The sequence below is a fragment of the Acidovorax sp. GW835-FHT14G06 genome (assembly GCF_058793595.1).
The window spans coordinates 326730-352859 of record NZ_JBXAGA010000001.1; the positions used below are offsets into that span (position 1 = coordinate 326730).

The following is a 26130-nucleotide window of genomic DNA, read 5'->3' on the forward strand; positions in this document are numbered from 1 at the left end:
ATCTCCAGCAGTGGTTACTGCGCCGCCGGTGCGGGGGCCAGCGTCAACTCGTGGGCCCAGCGTGCAGGCTGGCGCTGCAGGGCGCGGTAGCCCGTCTGCGCCCAGGTGCTGCTCATATCGCGGTAACGCGGCGAAAACACCAGGCCACTTTGTCCGGTCTGGTAGATGAAGCGCGACTGCTCCAGGTCGGCCAGGTCGTACACCGCGCGCAGCGATGCGGCGTGGCGGTTCACAAACGGGCCCTTGGCTTCGCCCGCGTTGTACTGCCCCACATTGACGGTGTAGGCGTCGCCATGCGATGGCTCGCTCACGTCAAAAAAGCGGGCCAGTGCAGGCACATTGCCAAACGGCCGGTGCACGCTGAGTGCCGGGTGCGCCGCGCCCCAGCGCCATTGCGCGGGGTCTGCGCCGTAGGCCGCCTGCAGCCGGTCGAGCGCGCGTCCCAGCGCTGCGGCCGACTGCTCTGCACACGATGCGGGCTGGCACCACCAGGTGTCGTTGCGCTCCAGGATGCCCTCAAGCGCGGCCCGGTAGTCGCGTTTGCCATAGGTCGCGGTGAATCGTGCCTCGCCGATGCGCGGCACGATCAGGCCGCGCGCCAGCTCGTCGGTCCATGCGGCAAACACCAGGGGCGCAGCCTTGCCCGCATCCATCACGCCGTCAAAGCCCTTGAGCTGCTCTTGCGCAGCCGTTGCCAGCGGGTGCGATGACTTGGCCTGCTGCAGGTAGGGTAGCAGCCTGCGTGTGGCCAGCGAGGTCACATCGCGGTGGATGGCCTGCATGCTCGCGGCATCGTGCTTGTCAGTCGCCTCGATCAGCTGCGCAATGCGTTCGTAGCGGTAGGGCAAGGCCCAGTCTTGGGTCAGGTAGTGGGGATAGTCCGGCGCAGTCACCCGCTGGTTGGCGGTGGCAATCCAGCCCCGGGCGCCATTGTCCTCGGGCGTCTGGTCATACGGCAGCCAGCCCTTCCAGTCGTACCGGGCGTCCCAGCCCGGTGACGGCGCCACGCCCCGGATGTCGTTGGCAGGGTCTCGCACGGGCGCGCGGCCAGCGGCCTTGAAACGGATGTTGCCCTGGTCATCGGCCGCCACCACGTTCTGCATCGGCGAGTGATAGTGCGAGAGGGCCGCGAACAACGCGTCCACCGATTTCGCCTGGTTGGTCTGGAGGCCCGCCAGCACCGTCTGGTTGTCGGCATCGAGCGCGCTCCAGCGCAGCGCCAGCACGTATTTGCCGAGGTCCAGCACGTCCGCATGCGACTTCTGCGCATCGCTCAACACAGGGCCATGCCGCGTGCTGCGCACCTTCAGGGCGACATCGGCCTGCCCTTTCACGCGAATGGTTTCGTTGCGCACCGTGAAGGGCGTCCAGCCCTCGGGCGTGCGGTACTGCGAGGCGTCTGCGGGGTTGATCTGCTCCAGGTACAGGTCCTGAACATCGGGGCCGGTGTTGGTGAAGCCCCAGGCCACTTTGTCCGTACGGCCCAGCACCACAAAGGGCATGCCGGGCAAGGTGGCGCCCACCGCGTCGATGGCGCCCATGGGGGTGCCGTCAGACGCCTGACCCGCAGGTGCCTGCAAGCCCGCAAAGTACCAGATGGCAGGTGCCGACAGGCCCAGGTGCGGGTCGTTGGCCAGCAGCGGTTTGCCACTGACGGTGCGGGTGCCCGCCAGCACCCAGTTGTTGCTGCCCTTGCCCTCGTTGGTACCCGCATTGCGGGTCAGTTCGTCAGCCCAGGCCAGCATGCCGGCACTGATCTGGCGGGACAAAGGCCCGTCACCAAGCGCAGCAGATGCAGCTCCCCGGTCGACCGGTTCAGCGGCGGCCGCCGGTGCAGCAGAAGCGCTGGCATCGGTGGCCCGGTACACCCCCAACTGCCGGTACAACGCGGCCAGGTCGGCCGAGGCTGCGGGGCGCTCGCCCGGGTACGGTGGCATCAGTTGCCACAAACGCTCGGTGTCCAGCGCTTTCGCAATGGACAGCCGCGCAAACTCGTTGCCCCAGTTGCCGCCCAGGTCCAGCGCCATCATCAGCGCCCAGCCCACGCTGTCCTCCGGCTCCCACACGGCGCCCGTGGTCCCGCCGGGCTGAACGCCCAGGATATGGAACTCCGGCGGCAGCGCCTGGGGGCGGTTCTGGTGGAAGGCGTGGATGCCCTGGCTGTAGGCCTGCAGGGCCTCCTGGGCATACAACGGCAGGCCTGCGTACTGCCGCCTGGCCGTGCCCATGATGTCCAGCGTGCGCATGAGCTTGTCGGTCTCCAGCGTGGCCGGCCCAAACACTTCGGACAGCTCGCCGTACATCACGCGGCGGTTGAACTCCAGCTGCCAGGTGCGCTCCTGCGCATGCACGTAGCCCATCGCAAACCAGGCGTCTTGCGGGCTCTGCGCGCGGATGTGGGTAACGTCAGCGCCATCGCGCTGCACCTGCACGGCTTGGCGCAGGCCCTTGACGACCAGCTTGCCATCCAGCGCCGCAAAGCTGCGCTGCACATACACCGCAGCCACCGTGCCGGCCAGCAATGCCGCAACCACCAGCCCGACGGCCGTTCGCTTCATCCACGCCATGTCTCATGTCTCCTGATTCTTGTGGGTTATTTGTATTGATTCGGAAGTAAATGCAGGTTGCGCCCCGACCGGAAACCCACCACACAGTGACAGCCGTCGGTGGCGGCCGAAGGACTCAGCCCAGGTGAACGCGGGTACCGGCGACCTGAAAGTTCATGACCGGAGCACTGGGCTCGGTAAATGGAACCCCCAGCGCAATCTGCCCCGTGCCATGCAGGATGCAGGCATCGCGGCGCAGCCGCACTGGCGAGTCGCTGCCGTCAAACTGCACCCAGGTGCCAAAGCTGCTCATATCGGTCAGCACAAAGCCGCTGTTGCGCCAGTCGATGCGCGCATGCAGACGCGACACACGGGGGTCGTTGATGCACAGCTGTGCATGGGTAGCACGCCCCACATGCACAGGCGCATCCGACGAGGTGAACGACATGTCTACGCCGTGCCAGGAAAACTGGATCTGCCCCAGGATGGAATCGGCCGGCGCAAAACTGCTGACCAGCGCCGCCTGCATGGTGAGCGAGTCGGGCTCTTCATTCTCGCGCCATTCCACTTGGTAGAGCATCTGCAACTCGGCCTTGCCACGGATCTCCATCAGGCCGAGCTTGCGGTACCACACGTCAGGCGCCACGCCCGCCAACAGCACTGCCGTCTCGGTAGCCCAGATCTCGGCCGGGCCCGCGCGCTCACACAGGCGGGAGGCCACGTTGACGGCATCACCGTAGCAGTCGCCGTCCACATCGACCACCTCACCGCTGGCCACGCCCACGCGAATGTCCATGCGCAATGGCTGTGGCCAACGGTCCAGACGCGCCTTGTGCTGGCGCAGCATGTGCGTGGTGGCAGTCACAGCACTGGCCGCATCGCCAAAAACACACAACACACCGTCGCCCAGCTTCTTGACCACACGGCCCGCATGTGCCTCGATGGTGTCACTGATCCACTGCGTGACCTGGGTCACCGCCTCTGTGGCGCGCTCGTTGCCCAGCGTTTCATACAACGAGGTGCTGCCTGAAATGTCGGCGAAGACCACCGTCGACAACACACTCATGAACGACGGCCCATTAGTAACATCATGTGAACCAGTTTAGTGCAAGCTCAACGAAGACGCATCTACCAAAGCGTCAACAATCCTGCGCTGAGGTCTTTGCAGACCGCACACGCCCCCCGTTTTGAGCCGCCTTCGGCCGTGTTGGTACCCAGGTGCACGGCAGGACATGCACCACACGGTCACGCGAACGCCCGAATGGCGTGGGGCCTCCCTGGGCCTTGGAACACCGTGCGCTGCGCTGTCAGCTCGCTGCAAACATCCGGGAAGAATGCGTAAAAGTTCGCTACAAACGGGCGCGCTGTGTTGTCTTTATGCAAAAACAGGAGCGCCGCCCTTGCATCAATCCTCACTCCCGCTTACTTTGATCGACCCTGTTACAAGAACCGCACTGCCCTCCGCCCATGCGCTGGAACAAGCCCAATCTCCGCAACAACCTGCACGACCTGCTCGGTCGTGACAAGCCGTCGTCGACGGCCTGGGTGCGCGACCAGGGTCTGGAAGAGGTGCGGCGTGCCATGTTGCAAAGCCTGATGGGGCTCACCGGCTGCGAAGTGGCGCGCATGAACATGCGCCTGCGCTATGCGGGCGATATCGAGGCGCTGTGGTACCTGCGCAGCGATTTGCTCGACACACTCACCCTGCTGCGCGGCGAGGCCATCGCACAGACGGTGCTGGACCAGGTCACGCCGATGTTCCAGGGGCAGTTGCCGCTGTCGCTGCGGGTGCCACAAATGCCCAACGCACCCCGCGCGCACCTCTGAAACCCTGAGATTGCAGCCCTGACGGCCGGGGCCAGTCAATGCGCTGCACCGGCATCGTGCCACGCAGCAGCCCCGGGTTAGCGCCGCCTGTTCAGTGCTGGTGGCCCCAATAGATCAGCGCATCACGCTCTTCCACCGACAACGAAACTGTTGCGCCCACGGGCAGCAGCACCTTGGTCTCGACATGCCCAAACGGCAGGTTGGTAAGCACGGGCGCCTTGATCTGGGTGCGCAGCCAGTCCACCACCGACTGGAGCTTGTAGCCCTTGTCGTGCGGCGCCAACTTGAAGTTGGTGAACTGCCCCAGTACCACGGCTTTCTGCTGGGCCAGCACACCGGCGTGCAGCAGCTGGGTCAGCATGCGCTCAACGCGGTAGGGATGCTCGTGCACATCCTCCACAAACAGCACCCCACCCTTGACCTGCGGGAAGTACGGCGTCCCCACCAGCGAAGCCAGCACGGCCAGGTTGCCGCCCCACAGGGTGGCGCTTTTCACATAGACGTTGGGCACAGCAGGCTTGCCGGTAGTGGCATGGGGCTTTTCCTTGTGCATGCGCCAGCCCGTGCCTTCGCCGTGGCCGGTCAGCAGGTCGTCAAAGCAGGCTTCCATGATGTCGTCGGGCGCGCCCTCCACGCCAAAATCGGCCCCCAGCGACGGCCCCGCCCAGGTGGTGGCCCCGGTTTTGGCCAGCACGGCGAGCTGAAAGGCGGTGAAGTCGCTCACGCCCACAAAGTGGGTGCCCTTTTCGACGGCCTTGGCCACCGCCTTGTAGCGGATGCCCGGCAGGATGCGCGTGAGGCCATAGCCCCCGCGCGAGATCAGCGCCACATCGGCGCCACTGGCCGCTGCACGGTGGATGGCGGCCAGCCGGGTCGCGTCGTCGCCCGCAAAGCGTGTGTGTGTGGCCAGTGCGTCCACATCCACCTCCACCTCATGGCCCTGGGCCTTGAGACGGGCTATGCCCCGCTTGAAGGCCGCCTTGTCGCGCACCGCGCTGGAGGGGGAGTAGATGTAGATGTGCTTGGGACCGTGGTCGTGGTCGCACTGAGAGTGGTGGTGATGGTGGTCGTGCAAAGCGCTCAGGCCGTCAAAAGGCCTGCTCCATAAACAGGGGGAATGCCGGGCGCCACATGCAGTCAGACGGCGCCAGCGGGCATGTCAGTGCGCGAAGTATTCCACAGCCTGTGCGGCAATGGCCTCGCCATGCTCCTGAACAAAGTGGCCCGCATGGGGCAGCACCACCGGCTCGGGGCATCCACGGATGTGGTGTTGCAGCGCCCGCATGGTGGGCAGCCCCAGCACGGGGTCTTGCGCCCCCACCACCATCAGGCTGCGGCCTGGCCACTCGTGCTGCCAGAAATCGCGGGCTGCACGCGACAGCGCCGCACCGGCGTCATCCAGGGCGGCAGGGACACGCTCAGGGAACGCACGCAGCGCAGCCCGGTAACCTTTGTCCGGAAAGGGGGCATCGTAGGCTGCGCATTCCGCAGCGCTCAGGTGCGGGTTGCCGCGTGCCAGCAGGCGCCCTACCCCGTACAGCGGCTTGTCCCGGCACATCGCGCGCCAGTCCACAAAGCCCTGGGGCAACGGCGCATCGCCTGTGGCCAGCAGCGTGTTCATCACCAGCAGGCCGCCAAACCGCTCGGGCATCGCCATGGGCAGTGTGAGACCCAGGATGCCACCCCAGTCCTGCACCACCAGCACCACGTTACGCAGGTCCAGCCGCTCGATCAGCTCCAGCAACACCTGACGGTGCCATTCGAACTGGTGCGCGCACTCCTTCTTGGGCTTGTCGCTTTTGCCAAAACCGACCAGGTCGGGCGCCACAATTCGGTCGCCCGCTGCGAGAAAAGTGGGCAGCATGCGGCGGTACAGGTAGCTCCAGGCCGGGTTGCCATGCAGGCACAGCCAAGTGCGCCTCGCATCACGGGGACCTTCGTCCAGATAGTGCAAGCGCAGGCCTGCCAGGCTCGGCAGGTCGCTGACGTAGTGGGGAGCCCAGGGGTAGCCCGGCAGGCTGGCAAACGCCGCATCGGGCGTGCGCAGGGCATCGTCACGCAAGGGGTGGCGGGCCAGTGCCTCTGCACGTTGTTGGTGGCGGCGCTGGCGGAAAAACCCGCTGAGCAGTTCACCGCACTCATCGGCCAGTACCCCGCCCTGCACCTGCGTCTGGTGGTTGATCTCGGCATGGCCAAACAGGTTGAGCACCGAGCCTGCCGCCCCCGTCTTGGGCTCCATCGCGCCAAACACCACCCTTGCCAGCCGGGCATGCAACATGGCGCCACTGCACATGGCGCAGGGCTCCAGCGTCACGTACAGGCTGCAGCCGTCGAGCCGGTAGTTGGAGAGCCGCTGCGCCGCGGCACGCAGGGCAACAATCTCGGCATGGGCCGTGGGGTCGTGGCCTTCCACCGGGGCGTTGCGGCCGGTGGCGATGACCTGGCCGTCCTTGACCACGATGGCGCCCACGGGCACCTCGCCAGCGCTGGCTGCAGATTGCGCCTCGGCCAGCGCCAAGCGCATCCAGTGTGCGTCGTGATCGATATCCATTGCTATGTTTTTAATAGCTATCGGTGCATGAAATACTTGCACCTACAGCCGATTTGGTTCATTTTTTATCATCCTCGGGCATGGGGCGTGCCTGTTGCATCAGGCCTTCCACCTGCTGCTTGACCTGCTGTTGCATCTGTTGACTCTGCTCGCGCACCGTGCCCGTGGGCGCCGAGGCGGGCCCCACTGCGCCCGTGGCGGTCTGCAACGCTGGCATGGGGGCACGCGTGGCCGCCAGTTGCTTCTTGGCCAGCAGGCCCACGATGGCCAGCACTACCACCAGTCCGACCAATCCAAACATTGCGCGCATACCTGGGCTCCTTGGCGGGCACCGGCGGCCCGCGGGTTCTTGCGATGGGATCTGACTGTAAAGCCAAACGCTGCACGCAAAAACGGCCGCATGGAGCGGCCGTTGGGTCAGGAGTCACTGAAGCAACGCAGGAGAGTGACCTCAGTTCAATGCCACGCGGCTGCCGTCCCTGAACGTGTACAAGGTCACGGCGGGCGCGGTCAACTCGCCCTTGGCGGTGAAGGCGATGTTGGCGGTCACGCCCTTGTATTCGGTCTTGGCCAGGAATGGCGCAAACACCTTGGGGTCCACCGAGTTGGCGCGCTTCATGGCGTCGGCCAGCACCATGGCGGCGTCATAGGCGTAGGGGCTGTAGATCTGGAACTGGCCCGGGAACTTGGCGTCGTAGCGCTTCTTCCAGTCGGCGCCGCCCTGCATCTTGTCCACCGACGCACCGCCCGTGGCGCAGGTCACATTCTTCAGCGCGGGGGTCTTGCCCGACAGTTCGGGCAGCTTTTCGGTGCACAGCGCGTCACCGCCAAAATACTTCACGTTGCCCAGGCCCAGTTGCTCCATCTGGCGCAGCATGGGGCCGGCTTGGGCGTCGAGGCCGCCGTAGAAGATCGCGTCGGGCTTCTTGTTCTTGATGGCGGTGAGGATGGCCATGAAGTCGGTAGCCTTGTCGTTGGTGAACTCCTCGGCCACCACCTTCAGGCCCTTTTGTTGCGCCGTGGCCTTGAAGACCGAGGCCACGCCCTGGCCGTAGGCCGTGCGGTCGTCGATGATGGCGACGCTCTTGAGCTTGAGGTGGTCCGCACCAAACAGCGCCAGCGCAGCACCCAGCGCGTTGTCGTTGGCGATCAGGCGGAAGGTGGTCTTGTGGCCGGGCTTGGTCAGGTCGGGGTTGGAGGCCGAGGCCGTGATGTGTGGCAGGTCGCACTTGGCGTAGACGGCCGACGCGGGAATGGACGTGCCAGACTGCAGGTGCCCCACCACGCCTGCCACCTTCTGGTCGCACAGCTTCTGCGCCACGGCGGTGGCCTGGCGTGGGTCGCCCGCGTCGTCTTCGGCCGCGATTTCAAACTTGATCTTCTTGCCGCCGATGACGAGGTTCTGGGTGTTGAGGTCGTCAATGGCCAGGCGCACACCGTTTTCCGTGTCCTTGCCGATGTGGGCAATGCCACCCGACACCGGGCCCGCATGGGCGATCTTGACGATTTGCACGTCTTGCGCAGAGGCCACGCTTGCGGCCATGGCAATGGCGGTCAGGGCAGAAATTCGAAACAGGGGCAAGGAAGCAAAAACGGGGCGCAGCACGGTACGAAGTCTCCAAATTCAGTCAAAGCAGGCATGTTGTGCACCGATCTTGTACACAACAAGCCTCGCATCCTAGCCATGCCAGCGGCCATTTTCCGCACTTGCTAAGCAAACTTAGCAATTTGCTTCAGCATTAACCGCGCTAATAGGCAGCCCTCCCCCACCCACGCTGCGGGGTGCGCTGGGATAATCACGCCCCATGTCCCTTCTGCCCCACCAGCTCGAACTGCTCTCGCCCGCGCGCGACGCAGACATTGGCATCGAAGCCATCAACCACGGCGCCGACGCCGTCTACATCGGCGGCCCCGCCTTTGGCGCACGCGCCAGCGCGGGCAATGACATCCGCGACATCGAGCGCCTGGTGAAACACGCGCACCGCTTCAACAGCCGTATCTTCATCACGCTCAACACCATTCTGCGCGACGACGAGCTGGAGGCCGCGCGCCAAATGGCCTGGCAGGTGTACGAGGCTGGGGCCGATGCGCTCATCATCCAGGACATGGGCTTGCTCGAAATCGACTTGCCCCCCATCCAGCTACACGCCAGCACCCAGACCGACATCCGCACGCCCGAAAAAGCGCGGTTTTTGCAAGACGCTGGCCTGTCGCAGATCGTGCTGGCGCGCGAACTCACGGTGCAGCAGATAGCGGCCGTGCACAAGGCACTGGGCCCGGTCGATGCACCCGGCCGTGCCAACATCGAGTTCTTCATCCACGGCGCGCTGTGTGTGGCCTACAGCGGCCAGTGCAACATCAGCCATGCGCAGACAGGGCGCAGCGCCAACCGGGGCGACTGCAGCCAGGCCTGCCGCCTGCCCTACCAGGTCACGGACGCGCAGGGCCGCTTCATCGCACACGACAAGCACGTGCTGAGCATGAAGGACAACAACCAGAGCGACAACCTGCGCGCCCTCATCGACGCAGGTGTGCGCAGCTTCAAGATCGAAGGCCGCTACAAGGACATGGGCTATGCGAAGAACATCACCGCCCACTACCGCACCCTGCTCGACGAAATCATCGAAGAGCGCGAGGCCCAGGGCCGTCCACTGGGCCGCTCTTCCAGCGGGCGCACCACCTTCACCTTCACGCCCGACCCGCTGCAGAACTTCAACCGCGAGTTCACCGACTACTTTGTGACCGGTCGCAAGGAAGACATCGGCGCCTTCGACAGTCCCAAGAACCCCGGCCAGGCCATCGGCTGGGTGACCAAGGTGGGCCCCGACTTTGTCGAACTGGAGGTGAGCGACCCCAGCACGGTGCTGCACAACGGCGACGGCCTGTGCTACTACGACCTGCACAAGGAACTGGTGGGCATGGCCATCAATGTGGCCGAGCCGGTCTCGGCCCGTAGCGTGGGCCAGTGGCGCGTGTACCCCAAGGACCCGATGGACGGCTTCAAGGACCTGCGCAAGGGCACCGAGGTCAACCGCAACCGCGACATGGACTGGGTGCGCACGCTGGAGAAAAAATCGAGCGACCGCCGTATCGGCCTGTGGGCGCACCTGAGCGAAACGCCCAGCGGCTTCAGCCTGGTGCTGACCGACGAAGACGGCAATGTGGGCTCTGCCTCCGTGCAGCAGCCCCACCAACCTGCCACCGATGCCGCCAAGGCCGAGGCCAGTTTGCGCGAGCAGCTGGGCCGCTTCGGCGCAACGGTGTTTGCGGTGCATGACATTGCACTGCAGTTGTCGCAGCCCTGGTTTGTGCCCGCCTCGGTGCTCAATGCGCTGCGCCGCGACGCTGTGGCCGACCTGGAGGCCAACCGCACCCGCAACTTTGCCCGCCTGCCGCGTGCCATACCGGTGGAGCCGCCCGCGCCCTACCCCGAAGACACGCTCTCGTTCCTGGGCAATGTGTTCAACCACAAGGCGCATGACTTTTATGTGCGCCACGGTGTGAAGGTGATCGATGCGGCCTATGAGGCGCACGAAGAAGAAGGCGAAGTCAGCCTCATGATCACCAAACACTGCGTTCGCTTCTCGATGAGCCTGTGCCCCAAGCAGGCCAAGGGCGTCACCGGCGTGCAGGGCACCATCAAGGCCGAACCCTTGATGTTGATCAACGGCAAGGAGAAACTGACCTTGCGCTTTGACTGCAAGCCCTGTGAAATGCATGTGGTGGGCAAGATCAAGCGCCAGGTGCTGAACCAGGCTAAAGAGATCCCCCTGACCTTCTACAAAGCCCGGCCGCAGAACGCGCACTGACGCACTCGCGTGCGGCCTCTGTCCCGATTGCCGCATGCCCCCTTCTCAAGCCCCCCACCTGCATACCGCCGAGGCCGTCGCTCAGGCACACGGCGTTGATCCTGATGCGGGCCTGCATGCCGACGAGGCCCAGCGCCGCAACGCCACACACGGCACCAACGAGCTGGTTGCATCACAAGATCGCCCCTGGTGGCGCCTGCTGGCCGACCAGTTCAAGGACTTCATGGTGCTGGTGCTGCTGGGTGCGGCCGTCATCTCAGGCCTGGTTGGCGAGGTCACCGACACGCTGGTCATTCTCGTCATCGTGGTACTCAATGCCGTCATCGGCTTTGTGCAGGCCTGGCGCGCCGACAAGGCCATGGCTGCGCTGCGCCAGCTGGCCGCGGCGCACGCCACCGTGCTACGCAGCGGTTTGGTGCAGGTGTTGCCGGCCAGCGCGCTGGTGCCCGGCGACATCGTGCTGCTGGAGGCAGGCAACCAGATCCCTGCGGACCTGCGGCTGATCGAGATTGCGCAGCTGCAGGTGGATGAATCGGCCCTCACGGGCGAGTCCGTCACCGTAGCCAAGCAGACGGAGGCCCTGGCGGCCGAGGATGTGGGCGCACTGGGCGACCGCACCAACATGGCTTTCAAGGGCACCACCGCCACGCATGGCCGCGCACGCGGCCTGGTGGTGGCCACCGGCATGCACACCGAGTTGGGCAAGGTGGCCACGCTGCTCGATACCGGCGATCGCAGCACGCCGCTGCAACTGCGCCTGGCGGCGTTTGGCAAGCGCCTGGCGATTGCGGTGTTGGGCATCTGCGCGGTGATCTTTGTGGTGGGCGTGCTGCGCGGCGAGGCGCCGCTGCTCATGGCCCTCACCACCATCAGCCTGGCCGTAGCCGCCATCCCCGAAGCGTTACCCGCCGTGGTTACCGTGCTGCTGGCCCTGGGCGCGCGCCGCATGGTGGCCGTCCATGCGCTGGTGCGGCGCCTGCCGTCGGTGGAGACCCTGGGCTCGGTCACCACCATCTGCTCGGACAAGACGGGCACCCTGACGCAAAACCGCATGCACGCCGAGCTGCTGATGGCCCACGGCGTGCGCTGGGTGCCTGGCGACCCGCTGCCCGGCGCCGCCCATGCCGAGGCCCTGCGCGCCGCCGCGCTGTGCAATGACGCCACGTTGCAGGCACAGAACGGGGATGGCCAGCCAGGCAGTCATTGGCTTGGTGATCCCACCGAAACCGCGCTGGCGCTGGCGGCCCACGCAGGCGGCCTGGACAAGGCCCAACTGGACACCACATGGCCGCGCGTGCAGGAGCAGCCGTTTGACTCCGACCGCAAGCGGATGACCACCTTCCACCGCGATGCGCACGGGTTTGTGGCCTACACCAAGGGCGCGCCCGAATCGGTATTGCCCCGCTGCACCGCGCACTGGACGCCGGACGGCGCTGCCGCACTGGACGCCGCCAAGGTCCTCGCCACCGCCCAGCAGCTCGCCGCCCAGGGCCTGCGCGTGCTCGCCCTGGCGCGCCGCAGCCACCCGCGACTGCCCGACACCAACGACATAGACGCGGTAGAAAACCAGCTGGAGTTGCTGGGCCTGATCGCCCTCATCGACCCACCCAGGGCCGAGGCCCAGGCCGCCGTGCGCGACTGCATCAGCGCGGGCATCACGCCGGTCATGATCACCGGCGACCACCCTGCGACTGCGCGCGCCATTGCGCACCGCCTGGGCATAGTCACCAGCACCGACGCGCCCGTGCTGACCGGTGCCGACCTGGCCACGCTGGACGATGCCGCTTTGCGCGCCCAGGTGGAGCAAGTTCATGTGTATGCCCGTGTGGACCCGGCACAGAAGATCCGCATCGTCGAGGCGCTGCAGGCCCAGGGCCACTTCGTGGCCATGACGGGCGACGGCGTGAACGACGCCCCAGCCCTCAAGCGCGCCGACATCGGCATAGCCATGGGCAAGGGCGGCACCGACGTGGCGCGTGAGGCATCGAGCCTGGTGCTGCTGGACGACAACTTCGCCACCATCGTCGCCGCCGTGCGCGAAGGCCGCCGCATCTACGACAACATCCGCAAGTTTGTGCGCTACGCCATGACAGGCAACTCGGGCGAGATCTGGACCATCTTCCTGGCCCCGTTGTTGTTGCTGCCCATTCCGCTGCTGCCCATCCATATACTGTGGGTCAACCTCGTCACCGACGGCCTGCCCGGCCTGGCACTCGCGGCCGAGCCCGCCGAGCGCGGCATCATGCAGCGCCCGCCCCGCGCACCCCGCGAAAGCCTGTTTGCGCATGGCATGTGGCAGCACATTTTGGGCGTGGGCCTGCTGATTGGCGGGCTGTGCCTGGCGGTGCAGGCCTGGGCGCTGCACACCGGGCGCGAGCACTGGCAGACCATGGTGTTCACCGTGCTGACGCTGGCGCAGATGGCGCATGTGATGGCCATCCGCTCCGAATCCGAACCCATCTGGCGCCTGGGTCTTTTCAGCAACCGCCCGCTGCTGGGCGCCGTGGCACTCACCTTCTGCCTGCAAATGGCCACTATCTACGTCCCCATGCTGAACCCGATCTTCAAGACCGCGCCGCTGACGCTGGAAGAGCTGGCTGTGTGCATCGCGGCAGCACTGGTGGTGGGGGTGGTGGTGGAGCTGGAGAAAGCCTGGCGCAGACGGCATCCGGAATCGTATTGAGCGAACAGCGGCCATGAGCGCGGCTTCTTCGCAAGGCCCCGCGCTGGCTTGGCGTGGGCATAGCCGCAGCGCATGTCTAGCTGCTCGCCAGTGGCAGGAACACACGCACTTCGGTTCCCTTACCCATCGTGCTGTCGACCTCCAGCGCGCCATGGTGCAGGGCCACGATCTCCTTGACGATGCTCACACCCAGGCCCGTACCCTGGATGGAGCCCGACGCATCTGCCCGGTAAAACCGCTCGCCCACCCGCGCCAGTTGCTCGGGAGACAGGCCGATGCCCTGGTCGCGCACCGCCACCCAGACACCGCTTCGGCCGTCAACCGTGACCGCAGGCGCCAGCCCAGATGCCAGCGTTACCGACACCTCCCCGCCATCGGGCGAATACTTGTAGGCGTTGCTGAGCAGGTTGACCAACACGCGCCGCAGATGGGCCTGGTCGCCCACTACCTGTGACGGGCAACCCGGCTCCACCTGCAGCCGGGGCACGTCGCGCCCCTTGGGTACGTAAATACCTGCAATCACCTCGGCCGCCAGCTGTGCCAGGTCCAAAGGCTGGCGCTCCATGTCTGCGCCTTTTTCCGATTCCAGCCGGCCCAAGTTCAGCAGGTCGTCGATGATGCTCACCATGACGCAAGACTGGCGGTACACCACCTCCAGCGCTTGCGCGCGTCGGGCAGGAGGCATATCGCGGGTATGCATGAGTTCGACAAAGCCGAAGATGCTGGCCATGGGCGTGCGCAATTCGTGCGCAGCGGTGGTAAGGAACTCGCTCTTGAGGCGCTCCACCTCGCTTTCATGTGTCACATCGCGCAGGCACAGCACCGACTGCACCTGCGTCCCGCGCCCTTTACGCCATTGCAGTGCCAGGACACGGCGCACCGGTGTGGCCAGCGCGAGCAGGTAGCGCTGGCCCGTCCGCTCTGCGTCCGCGACGGCCTCCAGCGACCCCAGGTAGTGCCCGGGGGCGCAGCGCTGGTCCAGCACCTGCGCAAAAGCTTTTTCACCCAAGCCCATCACGTCGATCGCAGTGAGCGAGGTCAGGTGGGTAAATGCCGGGCTCACGTACACCAGCCGGCCGTCAACATCAAACGACGCGAAACCATCGGGGCTCAGGCCCAGCACGGCTTCCAGCTGCTCCTTGCTCTGGCGCAGCTGCGTGGCCAGGGTCGAGATCGCGTCCGAGATTGCCGCCATATCGTCCGTGTTGCGCGGCACCGCTGCGCCGCCATTGCCCTCAGTCATGTCAGACAGGGTCTGGCGCAGGCTGGCAATCGCGACGAGGCGTACACGCAGCTCGGCCTGCATGGCGCTCTGCAGTTCGCGCCGCTCCGTCACGTCACGAACCGAGCCCACTACCCTGGTGGGCTTGCCCTTATCGTCGTGAAATGCCCTGCCTGCCATGTGAAACCACAGGTAGCTGCCATCGGCTTTGCGCAGCCTGAAATCAAGCTCGAACGGCGTACCCGCCTGCGTGTGCATCCAGATGGCCTCCATCACCGACGCGCGATCGTCGGGATGCAGGCAGTCCTCAAAAGCCGGAATGCCCGCGTCGAACTTCTGCGCTCTGTATCCCAGCCATCGCGGCAACGTCTCCGTTACAAAAAGCTGGCGCGACTTCAACCGGTAGTCCCACACGGCTTGATTGCTGCCCGCAACGGCCAGCTCGTAACGCTGCTCGCTGTACGCCAGCGACTGTTCGTATCCGATGCTGCGGCGCACGCCGCCCCATGCGAGCACCAGCCCCACGCCCAGGAACACCACCGCCGTGGCGGCCATCACACCCAGCAATAGCCGCTGCATGAAACGGTTGGCCGCGCCCAGCGTGTCTGAAAACTGCTGTTGCAAAGGGGTCAGCGCTGCGTTGAGCAGCATGAGCTCGGCGATCAAAGGGCGCCGGGCCTGCTCGTCTTCGCAGCGCGCCTGCACCATCGCATCCAGCGTGTGCGCCACCGCGTCCATCTGCTGCAGCAGGCTATCGGCGCGCTCCCAGATGGCGAGCACCTCACGCAGCGGCCCAATATCGCCAAAATATCGCACGAGCCGGACCATGCCGGGTATGTCGTCGGTGTGGTTGCGCCCCTGCAGAAACCCGCGGCGGATCACCTCCATGTCGGGCTCAGCCTTGACCAGTTCGAGACGCGCTTTCCGGTCACCCATGGGAATGTCCATGGCCGCGCGGTAGGCCGCAAAGCTCTCGGGCCGGCAGTCGCGGTGGTAGGTGTACAGCCACTGCACGGCGTCTTTTTGCCCCTTGGACCACAGGCTTTCGCCGCCCACGTAGGCCCGCCCGGCTGAAAGGAAGTGAAAACTGACCGCAGCCACCACCCAGAGCAGCACGCCCGTCAAAAGGAACGGCCACACCAGACGCGACGTACGCCAGCTGACCTGCAACGTCGGGACCTCCGAAGGAATGCTTGCGGCAGCTCGTCCATTCAGATCATTTTTCACATATTCAGCGACATGCTCCATGACGATTGATCGCTTTCCAAAGGTAAACAGCCGTTTATTGCAGCCTTGATAGAATCTCCTTTATATCATATATATCAATTAAATCATATTAAAAAGATTGCGCCCGAGACAGTGGTGCCTTGGGTCCGCGCATAAGCAAATGGACATTGCGTCGTTGAGACTGGGCCCGATCGCTGCAAGAATGCGGTGAAGCCAGCCCGTGGAGGCAGCGGCCTACACAATCCTGTTTACGCACCCGGAGAAACCCACCGATGAAGCTCGAAACCCTTGCCGTTCACGCCGGCTACAGTCCCGACCCCACCACCAAGGCCGTGGCCGTGCCCATCTATCAGACGGTGGCCTACGCGTTTGACAGCGCCCAGCATGGCGCCGACCTGTTCGATCTGAAGGTGCCGGGCAACATCTACACGCGCATCATGAACCCCACCACCGACGTGCTCGAAAAGCGCGTCGCGGCGCTGGAAGGCGGCATCGCTGCGCTGGCGGTGGCCTCGGGCATGGCTGCCATCACCTACGCCATCCAGACCATCGCCGAGGCGGGCGACAACATCGTCTCGGCCAGCACGCTCTATGGCGGCACCTACAACCTGTTTGCCCACACGCTGCCGCAGCAGGGCATCACCACGCGCTTTGCCGACCCGCGCGACCCCACCAGTTTTGCGCAGCACATCGACGCGCGCACCAAGGCGATCTTTATCGAATCCATCGGCAACCCACTGGGCAATGTGACCGACATCGCAGCGCTGGCCAAGGTGGCGCACGACCATGGCGTGCCGCTGATCGTGGACAACACCGTGCCCAGCCCTTACCTGCTGCGCCCCATCGAACATGGCGCAGACATCGTGGTGCACTCGCTCACCAAGTACCTGGGCGGCCATGGCAACAGCGTGGGCGGCGCGATTGTGGACAGCGGCAAGTTCCCGTGGGCCGAGCACAAGGCACGCTTCCCGCGCCTGAACGAGCCCGACGTGAGCTACCACGGCGTGGTCTATACCGAAGCCCTGGGCCCCGCCGCCTTCATCGGCCGAGCACGCGTGGTGCCACTGCGCAACACGGGTGCGGCGCTGGCGCCGCTCAATGCGTTCCTCATCCTCCAGGGCATTGAAACCCTGGCGCTACGCATGGACCGCATCTGCGACAACACGCTGGCCATTGCCCAGTACCTGCAAAGCCATCCCAAGGTGGAATGGGTGCGCTACGCCGGTTTGCCCGACCACCCGGACCACGCGCTGGTGCAGCGCCAGTCGGGCGGTAAGGCGTCGGGCATTTTGAGCTTTGGCGTAAAGAACAGCGATGCCGACCCGCGTGCTGCCGGTGCGCGCTTTCTGGACGCGCTGCAGCTCTTCACACGCCTGGTCAACATTGGCGATGCGAAGTCGCTGGCCACGCATCCCGCATCGACGACCCACCGCCAGCTCAACCCTGAAGAGCTGGCCAAGGCGGGTGTTAGCGAAGGCATGGTGCGGTTGTCAGTGGGTATCGAACACATCAACGACCTGCAGGCCGACCTGGCCCAGGCGCTCGACAAGGTGTGATGTGCGGGTGGCCATGCGCCCCCAAAGCGCATGGCCAGGCACTCGTCACCACATTTTTGAGACTTTTCGCGCCCTAGCGCTAGTGGAAAATGCGCTGCAAGCTACACATTTAATAGCAAATGTGACAGTAGCGCACAAAAAATTGCGGGGCTTGTCCGTGCACGGCGGGGCGATGGCAGCCAGCGCCGGGCGCTGCCAGTCTTCAACCCACGTCGCGTGCCAGCCGAATGCCCGTGAACTGCCAGCGCGCCGTGGCCGGGAAGAAGTTGCGGTAGGTCAGCCGCTCATGCCCAGGTGGCGTGGCGCTTGACGAGCCCCGCAGCACGTACTGATTCACCATGAACTTGCCGTTGTATTCGCCCACGGCACCCTCTGCAACCCGAAAGCCGGGATACGGGGCATAGCTCGACTGTGTCCATTGCCAGGCGACGCCAAAGAGCTGCACCATGGGGTCGGCATCCTGCGCGGCCGCGTGCTCCCATTCGGCCTCGGTGGGCAGACGGGCTCCCGCCCAGCGCGCGTAGGCATCGGCTTCGTAGTACGAGAGGTGCACCACAGGCTGCGATCCCTGCAGTGGCTGCAGCCCCGAGAGCGTGAAGTGATGCCACGCCCCCTCCACGCGGTGCCAGTACAGCGGGTGATTCAGACCCTGTGCTGCCCGCCAATCCCAACCTTCCGCCAGCCAGAGCATGGGGTTCTGGTAGCCCCCGCCCTCCACAAAGGCCGCAAATTCAGCCTGGGTAACAAGGCGCGATGCCAGTGTGTAAGGGTGCAGGTACGTGCGATGGCGTGGGCCTTCGTTGTCAAACGCAAAGCCTTCGCCTTTATGGCCGATTTCGATGAGCCCTCCGTCGAAAGAATGCCACGTCAAAGTTGCAGCCACGGGCTGTGGCACCACATCGCAAGCCGCCGCATAGACAGGGAACAGCGGGTTGCACGACAGCAGGTGCTGTATGTCGGTGAGCATCAACTCCTGGTGCTGCTGCTCGTGTTGCAAGCCCAACTCGATCAGGGCACACAGCGAGGCATCGTGCGCTACGGTCGACAACAGGCGCGCCATGCGGGCATCCACATCGGCCCGGTAGGCCAGCACCTCATGGAGCGCGGGGCGCGTAAGCAGCCCCCTCTGCGGGCGCGGGTGCTTGGCCCCCACACCGTTGTAGTAAGAGTTGAAAAGCACCCGGAACGCAGGTGCAAACGGCACAAATCCGGGTTCGTGCGCTTCGAGCACGAAGGTTTCAAAAAACCAGGTGGTGTGCGCCAAGTGCCATTTGGTGGGGCTGGCGTCAGGCATGGACTGCGCGCTGCAGTCCTCGGGCGACAGGGGCGCGGCCAGTGCCACCGAGCGGCCGCGCACGGCGGTGTAGCGGGACTGCAGTGTGTTGGAAGTCATGGTCATTGCGGCCACCGATCAAGGACGCGCGTGCACCACCGCAAACCAGCCGCGTTCGTCCGTCCACGCCTGCGCCTGCGCAAAACCGGCGCGCGCAAGCATGTCGGTGAACACGGGCAACGGGTACTTGTAGCTGTTCTCGGTGTGGATGCGCTCGCCCTGGTCGAACCTGCGACCGCCGCCGGGCCAGCACACCTCGGTGTCAGAGGCGGCCTCCAGGTGCATTTCGATGCGCGACGCCTCGGTGTTGAAAAACGCGCGGTGCTGCCACTGCGCCACGTCAAAGTCGCTGCCGATCAGGCGGTTCACATGCCGCAGCACATTGCGGTTGAACTCGGCCGTCACCCCTGCCGCATCGTCGTAGGCCGCCTCCAGCACCGCCACGTCCTTGGGCAGGTCGATGCCGATGAGCAGGCCACCATCGTCGTCAATGAGCTCGCGCATGTGGGCCAGCAGCTCCAGCGCATGCGGTGGATCGAAGTTGCCGATGGACGAGCCCGGGTAAAACACGAGGCGCCCGGTGCGGGGAATGTCGTCGGGCAGTGCCACCCCCAGGGTCATGTCGCCCGCCAGTGCGCGGGCATCCAGCGCCGGGAAATCATCGCGCAGCCCCTGCACCGCCTGCTCCAGAAAATCCGCCGAAATGTCCACGCCCACAAAACACGCCGGCTGCACCAGGCGGCACAGTGTGCGGGCTTTCTGGCAGTTGCCCGCGCCCAGTTCGATCAGGGTGCGGCCTGCGCCCACGGCGCCCGCAATGCTGTCTGCATGCGTCTGCATGAGCGCCATTTCGGTGCGTGTGGGGTAGTACTCCGGCAAGCGCGTGATGGCCTCAAACAGCTGCGAGCCGTGCTGGTCGTAAAAATACTTGGGTGAGATGCGTGCGGGCCGCTGGGTCAGTCCGTGGGTGATGTCGGAATAGCGAGGCAGGAGCATGGGTCGTCAGGACGTTGGAGCGGCAGCGCCGCCGGGTGGTCAAAAGCAGAGGCACCTGGAGCGCCCACATTGCGGCCCGCCCCACACGCTCCCCTGCCCCATTGTGCGTTGCCTCGCCGATTGCCGTGTGTAGGCCATTTCCGCACCCACAAAAAAAGGGCTGGCGCATGCGCCAGCCCTTTGACCCTTGGAGAACTTTTGCTGTCAGGAACACAGGGGCCACTAGGCCCCAGCGCCCTTAGAAGCGCCAGCCCAGACCCACGCCCACCAGAACGGGGTCCACCTTGAAGGTGCCCAGCTTGGCACCGCCTGCGCTCACCTCGGTCTTGATGAAAACTTTCTTCACATCGAAGTTGAGATACAGGTTCTTGGCCAGCGGGATGTCCACACCCACTTGCAGCGCGGGGCCGAAGCTGTTGCGGTCAATGCTCACACCAGCAGGCAGGTTCACGCTGGAAAACCGCGTGTAGTTCAGGCCCGCGCCCACATAAGGCTTGAAGCCGGGGGCATCAAAGTGGTACTGCGCCAGCAGTGTGGGTGGCAGGTGCTTGAGTGTGCCGATGGCTGCGCCACCAGCGCTGAGCGTGTGCTTTTGTGGCACGGTAAGGACCAGCTCTGCCGCGATGTTCTTGTTGAAGAAGTAGGTGACATCCACTTCAGGCATGGTCTTGTTGTTGACCGACAGGCCCAGCGGGGTGCTGTCCTTGTTGGCGCTGTCCAGGTGCACCGCACGTGCACGGACCATCCAGGGGCCCTCAGCCTGTTGCGCCAGGGCAGCGCCAGAAGACAGGGCACAGAGAACGGCGACAGCCAGCAGGTTCTTTTTCATGGTATTTCGCATCGGTTGGACGGGGACGACCCCCGTACATGCATTGAACCGCTGCGGCCCCCACCCGGCCTTGCCCTACCTCAAGGCCCTGGTACTAACCCTTAGACCTATATCAAGAAATACCCACTATCAGGCTGTGGACTTGCCCCGCAGGCGCTGAACCAGCGTCACCCCGGCCAGCACCAGGCCCCCTGCCACGATGCCCACCACGGCGTTCAGCAGGTTGGGCACCAGCACCGCCCACAGCCCGCCCACGGGCCATTGCGCCGCTGCCGTGCCTGCAGCCTCAACCGCATGGTGCAACGCAGGCACGCCGTGCACCAAAATGCCACCGCCCACCAGAAACATCGCCGCAGTGCCCGCAATGGACAGGCCCTTCATCAGCCAGGGCGCCGCGCGCAAGATGCCCGAGCCCAGGGCGCGCGCGGCGCTGCTGGTCTTGTTGTTGAGCCACAGTCCCAGGTCATCCAGCTTGACGATGCCCGCCACCAGCCCATAGACACCAATAGTCATGATGATGGCGATGCCCGACAGCACGGTCAGCTGCTGCACAAAGGGTGCGGCGGCCACTGTGCCCAGCGTGATGGCAATGATTTCGGCCGAAAGGATGAAGTCCGTGCGCACGGCGCCCTTGATCTTGTCCTTTTCAAAGGCCACCAGATCCACCGCCGGATTGGCATTGGCCTTGGCGTGGCTTTCGTGCTCAGCCTCGTCCTCGTGCTGGGCGTGCAGCAACTTGTGCGCCACCTTCTCAAAACCCTCAAAACACAAGAAGGCGCCCCCCACCATCAGCAGCGGCGTCACAGCCCAAGGCGCAAAGGCGCTGATCAGCAGCGCAGCGGGCACAAGAATGAGCTTGTTGATGAACGAGCCCTTGGCCACCGCCCACACCACCGGGATCTCGCGCTCGGCGCGCACCCCGGTCACCTGCTGGGCGTTGAGCGCCAGGTCGTCTCCCAGCACGCCCGCCGTCTTCTGCGCAGCCACCTTGGTCATCACCGATACATCGTCGGCCATGGCGGCGCTCTTCTTGGCCGCCACCTTAGTCATCAAGGCCACATCGTCGAGGATGGTGGCGATATCGTCGAGCAAAGCAAGCAGGCTGCCAGCGGCCATGGGAAGTCCTTGGGGGTGAGTCGCAAAAAAAGCGGCGAACATGCCGCGGGTGTGCGCCGCACTATAGCAACGCACAGACAACAGCAGCGCAAGTTCCACCATCGTGCAGCGGCAATGCCATTCACAGATAGCCCCACAGTGCCTGCGGGCATGTCTGCCTAGCCGCAAGGCGCATACTCGCGCCCTTATCGACTACCCGCTATGGGGCCTTCTGTGGGCTTCACCGCCCCGCCATGCCCGGCTACCTGACCAAGCAGGAAGACATCGCCATCACCGGCGCGGCCGACCTGATCATCCAGTCGCTGCTCGACAAGCAGCAGTTTGCCGACCCTCTGGGCGCCGCCGAGGCACTGGGCATATCATCCGCCGCCTGGCCCCTGTTCGGCCTGTTATGGCCCTCGGGCGCGCAGCTGGCCCGGCGCATGGCCAATCGCCCCCTGCTGGCAGGCGAACGAGTGCTGGAGATTGGCTGCGGCCTGGGCCTGGCCAGCCTGGTGTGCCACCGACGCGGCATCGATGTCACCGCCAGCGACTGCCATCCGCTGGCCCAACAGTTTCTGCAGGAAAACGCGCGCTTGAACGGCCTGCACCCCATGAAGTACCGCACAGGCCAATGGGGCTCCCAAGCGCCAGCACAAGCCAACGCGGTGCAAGGCCAGTTCGACCTCATCATGGGCAGCGATGTACTGTATGAACGCGACGCCCGTGCGTCCCTGGCCACCTTTCTGGACCACCACGCAGGCGACGGCGCGCAGATCTGGATCGTGGACCCGAACCGGGGCAACCGCTCCAGCTTTCACAAACAGATGGCGGTTCACCGCTTTGAGGTGGTGGAGGAACGGCTGGACCACCCCGAGCAGGAAGACCGCCCTGCCTACAAGGGCCGACTGCTGGTGTACGAAAGGCCGCTGCGGGTCTGAGCCACTGACAATCTCTGTTGCACACCTGCCTCGCACGCAAAAAAACGCTCAGACACCTGAAAAATGGGCAACTGAAGCAAAGCACCGCTGAACAAGCATCCACTCTGATTCAGCCTCGCTAGGCCCTGAGGCTGGATGAAGCATCCGAGTGGAGATCAAAGACCAGCGAGCGCAGCCATTGGTTCGCGGGGTCCTTGTGAAACTTCGCGTGCCAGAACATGTTGATGGCAATTTTGGGCAGCTTGACCGGGTGCGCCAGATACCGGAGGTCAAAAGGCGCAGCCATGCGCTCGGCCAGACGCTCCGGTACGGTGGCGACGAGATCGGTGGACTGCAAGATATGACCCACGGCGACGAAGTGAGGGACTTTGAGCTTCACCTGCCTTTGGGGTGAGTGGTTGTCCAGTATCTCGTCCACCTGCCCATGGCCGGTGCCCGCAGAGACTATGGCCACATGGTCCGCACTGAAGAAGTCTTGCAAACGGATTTTCTTCTGATCCAGCCGATGTCCTTTGCGAAACATGCAGACGTAGTTCTGCTCAAAAAGGCGGCGCTGAAAAAACCCCGCCTTCAACTGCGGCAGCAGGCCCACGGCAAGGTCCACATGGCCCGCCTCCATGGCGTCCTTCAGGTTGATGGCGGCATTGCGTACAGTGCTGATGGTGACGAACGGCGCGGCCTCCTCAATGCGCCGCATCAATTGCGGCAGAAAGTAGATCTCCCCGATATCCGTCATCCCCACGGTGAAGCTGCGTTTGCTGGTGAGCGGGTCGAATGTGTTCCTGGCGTTCACTGCCCCGTGAATCATCCCCAGCGCATCCCCCACCGATTCCGCCAGCTGGCCAGCAAACGGAGTGGGCTGCATACCGCTCGCGGTGCGTGTGAACAGCTCGTCGTCAAACAGCTTGCGCAGCCGCGCAAGCGCATTGCTCACGGCGGGCTGCCCAAGTCCCAGGTTCTCTGCCACCTTGGAAACCTTGCGTTCGGTGAGGAGCTGATTGAAGACAACCAGCAGATTCAGGTCAATGTCTTTGAGCTCCATCGGTTGCCTCGCTAAATATTGATTTGAATGATATTCAACATTCACATCATCGCGTTGACTGATTTTCTCGTGCGTCTGATCATCGGGCCCATCAATTCCTGCTCCAGGAAACGACACCCCCAAAAAGGCTCCCGAGACAACACACGATGGAAGTCCACGTCCGCCCACTAGCGCGCACTCTCAATGTCACGGCCGGCGTCAATCTGCTGGACGCCCTGCGCGATAACGATGTGCCGGTTTCGTACAGCTGCATGGCCGGGAGGTGCGGAACCTGTCGCTGCAAGATCGTGACAGGACACGTGCTGGAGTCTGGGCGCGAGGTGCAGCAACCGCTGGCTGCGCAAGACTCGTACGTCCTGGCGTGCCAGACCTTTCTGACAGAGCCCTGCACGGTGGAGATTCCCGAACCGGATGAAGTGGTCGTGCATACGGCGCGAATCATCAAAGCCACCGTTTTGGCCATTGAAGACCCAACCCATGACATCAAGCGGCTGATTCTCCAACCAGCGAAGGCGTTGGATTTTTCGCCGGGCCAGTATGCGCAACTGCAGTTCACCCCCGCGCATGTGCGGCCCTACTCCATGGCAGGCACTGCCCAAGACAAAACGTTGGAGTTTCATATCAGGCTGGTTCCGCAAGGCCGCGTCACCGCCTATGTTGCGAACGAGCTTCGCGTGGGGGATACGGTTCGGGTCAGCGGCCCGATGGGCTCCGCATACCTGCGGCGCAAGCACACCGGGCCGATGCTATGTGTGGCGGGTGGCGCAGGGCTGGCACCAATCCTGTCCATCGTTCGTGGTGTGGCTGCCGCAGGCATGGGCAATCCCATCTACCTGTACTTCGGTGTCCGATCTGAGCGCGACATCTATGGCCTTGAATGGCTGGAAGCGCTGCAACTTCAGCACCCGAACCTGAAGGTGCACATTGTGGTCGCGTCTGGCCAGGCGAGGGCTTGCCGCACAGGCCTCGTGACCGACGCCATCGCCCATGACTGGCCAAGCCTGGCGAGTTTTCGCGCATACCTCTGCGGCGCACCGCCCATGGTCGAAGCCACTTCTTTGCTGGTGCGGCAAATGGGCGTGTTGCCAGAGCAGATTTACGTGGATGCGTTTTATGCCAGTGGCACCTAGTGTGTAGTCCGGCCTGCTCAAAGCGACGGTCTGAGGGCCATCGCTGCCACTGTTGACGCCCCAAAAATTCGAAGGAGATAGCGATGAGTACACCGGTCAAGGAAGTCTTCCCCGGCCAGATGCAATGGGAAACCGAGGGCAGCAGCCGAATCCCGTTCATGGCCTACATAGGCGAAGACCTGCACAAGAAGGAGCTTGAACGATTCTTCTACCGACAGCATTGGAACTATGTCGGTTTGGAGGCCGAGGTACCGAACGTGGGGGATTTCAAGCGCACGGTGGTGGGAGAACGCTCCGTCATCATGGTGCGTGACGCGAGCGGAATCCAAGTGGTCGAGAACGTGTGCGCCCATCGCGGAATGCAGTTTTGCCGCGAGCGCCACGGCAACAAGAAGGATTTTGTGTGCCCGTATCACCAGTGGAGCTACACGCTGCAAGGGGATCTTCAAGGGGTGCCGTTTCGCCGTGGCGTCAAGCAGGACGGCAAAGTCAACGGCGGCATGCCTGCTGATTTCCAGACAGCGGACCATGGCCTGAACAAGCTGAAGGTGGCCACCCGTGGGGGCGTCGTTTTTGCCAGCTTCGACCACGACATCGAGTCGCTCGAAGACTTCCTGGGGCCGGAAATCCTGTCGTACTTTGACCGGCTCTTCAACGGTCGGCGACTGAAAATTCTGGGCTACAACCGCCAGCGCATTCCAGGCAACTGGAAGCTCATGCAGGAGAACATCAAGGACCCCTACCACCCGGGCTTGCTGCACACCTGGTTTGTGACCTTTGGCCTCTGGCGGGCCGACAACAAGAGCGAGCTGAAAATGGATGTGCGCCACCGGCACGCCGCGATGATCTCTACGCGGGGCCAGGCCGGAAAAGCCGACCAGGTCACCCAGGTGTCCAGCTTCAAGGAAAGCATGCAGCTGAACGACGCGCGGTTTCTTGATATCGTGCCAGAGCCATGGTGGGGTGGCCCCACGGCCGTCATGATGACGGTGTTCCCCAGCGTCATCCTGCAGCAGCAGGTCAACAGCGTCTCGACCCGGCACATTCAGCCAGACGGCCATGGCGCCTTCGACTTTGTGTGGACGCACTTCGGGTTCGACGATGACACCGAGGAGATGACGCAGCGCCGTCTGCGACAGGCCAACCTGTTCGGCCCTGCGGGGTTCGTCTCTGCCGACGACGGGGAAGTGATCGAGTTTTCCCAGCAAGGCTTTGAAAGCAAACCGTACCACCGCACTCTGGCGGAGTTGGGGGGCAAGACCGTGGAAAACACCGATCACATGGTGACCGAGACGCTGATTCGTGGAATGTATGCGTACTGGCGTGAAGTGATGGAGGCCTGA

19 protein-coding genes are annotated in these 26130 nt (G+C 64.2%); 7 read left to right on the forward strand and 12 right to left on the reverse strand.

Annotated elements, in window-relative coordinates:
* Positions 1–14: 14 nt before the first annotated feature.
* Both AC1Q64_RS01470 and AC1Q64_RS01475 read right to left on the reverse strand, forming a co-directional pair.
* Positions 15–2567 carry a penicillin acylase family protein gene (locus tag AC1Q64_RS01470; protein ID WP_492250206.1) on the reverse strand — a complete coding sequence of 851 codons (2553 nt, stop codon included), beginning with the start codon at positions 2565–2567 and terminating at the stop codon, positions 15–17.
* Positions 2568–2682: 115 nt separating this feature from the next.
* Complete coding sequence (locus AC1Q64_RS01475) at positions 2683–3612, reverse strand: adenylate/guanylate cyclase domain-containing protein (protein WP_291435064.1); 930 nt, start codon at positions 3610–3612, stop codon at positions 2683–2685.
* Positions 3613–4013: 401 nt separating this feature from the next.
* Between AC1Q64_RS01475 and AC1Q64_RS01480 the strand changes: the two genes are divergently transcribed.
* Positions 4014–4373: a hypothetical protein gene (locus AC1Q64_RS01480; RefSeq protein ID WP_291435066.1), complete on the forward strand. Its 360-nt coding sequence runs from the start codon at positions 4014–4016 to the stop codon at positions 4371–4373.
* 91 nt (positions 4374–4464) lie between these two features.
* Here AC1Q64_RS01480 and AC1Q64_RS01485 read toward each other — a convergent pair whose 3' ends face one another.
* The 4 genes from AC1Q64_RS01485 to AC1Q64_RS01500 all read right to left on the reverse strand — a co-directional run bounded on the left by AC1Q64_RS01485 (position 4465) and on the right by AC1Q64_RS01500 (position 8467).
* Positions 4465–5448, reverse strand: coding sequence for an LD-carboxypeptidase (locus AC1Q64_RS01485; RefSeq protein WP_492250207.1), 984 nt, complete (start codon positions 5446–5448; stop codon positions 4465–4467).
* 84 nt (positions 5449–5532) lie between these two features.
* Positions 5533–6924 (reverse strand): tRNA adenosine(34) deaminase TadA, encoded by a 1392-nt coding sequence (tadA, locus tag AC1Q64_RS01490; protein ID WP_492250208.1) that lies wholly within the window; start codon positions 6922–6924, stop codon positions 5533–5535.
* Positions 6925–6982: 58 nt separating this feature from the next.
* The gene (locus tag AC1Q64_RS01495; protein ID WP_291435071.1) at positions 6983–7234 is read right to left on the reverse strand and encodes a hypothetical protein; all 252 of its coding nucleotides are present in this window, start codon (positions 7232–7234) and stop codon (positions 6983–6985) included.
* Positions 7235–7375: 141 nt separating this feature from the next.
* Positions 7376–8467, reverse strand: coding sequence for a branched-chain amino acid ABC transporter substrate-binding protein (locus AC1Q64_RS01500; RefSeq protein ID WP_492250324.1), 1092 nt, complete (start codon positions 8465–8467; stop codon positions 7376–7378).
* Positions 8468–8729: 262 nt separating this feature from the next.
* Between AC1Q64_RS01500 and AC1Q64_RS01505 the strand changes: the two genes are divergently transcribed.
* Together AC1Q64_RS01505 and AC1Q64_RS01510 are read left to right on the forward strand one after the other, a co-directional pair.
* A complete protein-coding gene (locus AC1Q64_RS01505) occupies positions 8730–10733 on the forward strand; it encodes a peptidase U32 family protein (protein ID WP_492250209.1) in 2004 nt (667 codons plus the stop codon).
* A gap of 34 nt (positions 10734–10767) precedes the next feature.
* A complete protein-coding gene (locus AC1Q64_RS01510; RefSeq protein WP_492250210.1) occupies positions 10768–13416 on the forward strand; it encodes a cation-translocating P-type ATPase in 2649 nt (882 codons plus the stop codon).
* 76 nt (positions 13417–13492) lie between these two features.
* Here the strand turns inward: AC1Q64_RS01510 and AC1Q64_RS01515 are convergent, their stop codons facing one another.
* Positions 13493–15808, reverse strand: a complete 2316-nt coding sequence (locus AC1Q64_RS01515) for a PAS domain-containing sensor histidine kinase (protein ID WP_492250211.1) — start codon at positions 15806–15808, stop codon at positions 13493–13495.
* 329 nt (positions 15809–16137) lie between these two features.
* Here AC1Q64_RS01515 and AC1Q64_RS01520 point away from each other — a divergent pair, with 329 nt between their 5' ends.
* The gene (locus AC1Q64_RS01520; protein WP_492250212.1) at positions 16138–17421 is read left to right on the forward strand and encodes an O-acetylhomoserine aminocarboxypropyltransferase/cysteine synthase family protein; all 1284 of its coding nucleotides are present in this window, start codon (positions 16138–16140) and stop codon (positions 17419–17421) included.
* Between the two features lie 202 nt (positions 17422–17623).
* Here the strand turns inward: AC1Q64_RS01520 and egtB are convergent, their stop codons facing one another.
* From egtB to AC1Q64_RS01540, 4 genes are all read right to left on the reverse strand, one after another.
* Positions 17624–18814, reverse strand: a complete 1191-nt coding sequence (gene egtB / locus AC1Q64_RS01525; RefSeq protein ID WP_492250213.1) for an ergothioneine biosynthesis protein EgtB — start codon at positions 18812–18814, stop codon at positions 17624–17626.
* Between the two features lie 18 nt (positions 18815–18832).
* Positions 18833–19750: an L-histidine N(alpha)-methyltransferase gene (egtD, locus tag AC1Q64_RS01530; RefSeq protein ID WP_492250214.1), complete on the reverse strand. Its 918-nt coding sequence runs from the start codon at positions 19748–19750 to the stop codon at positions 18833–18835.
* Between the two features lie 238 nt (positions 19751–19988).
* Complete coding sequence (locus tag AC1Q64_RS01535) at positions 19989–20579, reverse strand: OmpW/AlkL family protein (protein WP_291436941.1); 591 nt, start codon at positions 20577–20579, stop codon at positions 19989–19991.
* Between the two features lie 129 nt (positions 20580–20708).
* The gene (locus AC1Q64_RS01540) at positions 20709–21695 is read right to left on the reverse strand and encodes a DUF808 domain-containing protein (protein ID WP_291436940.1); all 987 of its coding nucleotides are present in this window, start codon (positions 21693–21695) and stop codon (positions 20709–20711) included.
* A 233-nt stretch (positions 21696–21928) separates the two neighbouring features.
* Here AC1Q64_RS01540 and AC1Q64_RS01545 point away from each other — a divergent pair, with 233 nt between their 5' ends.
* Entirely contained in the window at positions 21929–22615 is a 687-nt protein-coding gene (locus AC1Q64_RS01545) for a class I SAM-dependent methyltransferase (protein ID WP_291436939.1), read from the forward strand.
* A gap of 118 nt (positions 22616–22733) precedes the next feature.
* Here the strand turns inward: AC1Q64_RS01545 and AC1Q64_RS01550 are convergent, their stop codons facing one another.
* Positions 22734–23657, reverse strand: a complete 924-nt coding sequence (locus tag AC1Q64_RS01550; RefSeq protein ID WP_492250215.1) for a LysR family transcriptional regulator — start codon at positions 23655–23657, stop codon at positions 22734–22736.
* A gap of 146 nt (positions 23658–23803) precedes the next feature.
* On the opposite strand from AC1Q64_RS01550, the gene AC1Q64_RS01555 reads away from it, so the two are divergent.
* Both AC1Q64_RS01555 and AC1Q64_RS01560 read left to right on the forward strand, forming a co-directional pair.
* The gene (locus tag AC1Q64_RS01555; RefSeq protein ID WP_492250216.1) at positions 23804–24787 is read left to right on the forward strand and encodes a 2Fe-2S iron-sulfur cluster-binding protein; all 984 of its coding nucleotides are present in this window, start codon (positions 23804–23806) and stop codon (positions 24785–24787) included.
* Positions 24788–24870: 83 nt separating this feature from the next.
* Entirely contained in the window at positions 24871–26130 is a 1260-nt protein-coding gene (locus AC1Q64_RS01560; protein ID WP_291436936.1) for an aromatic ring-hydroxylating dioxygenase subunit alpha, read from the forward strand.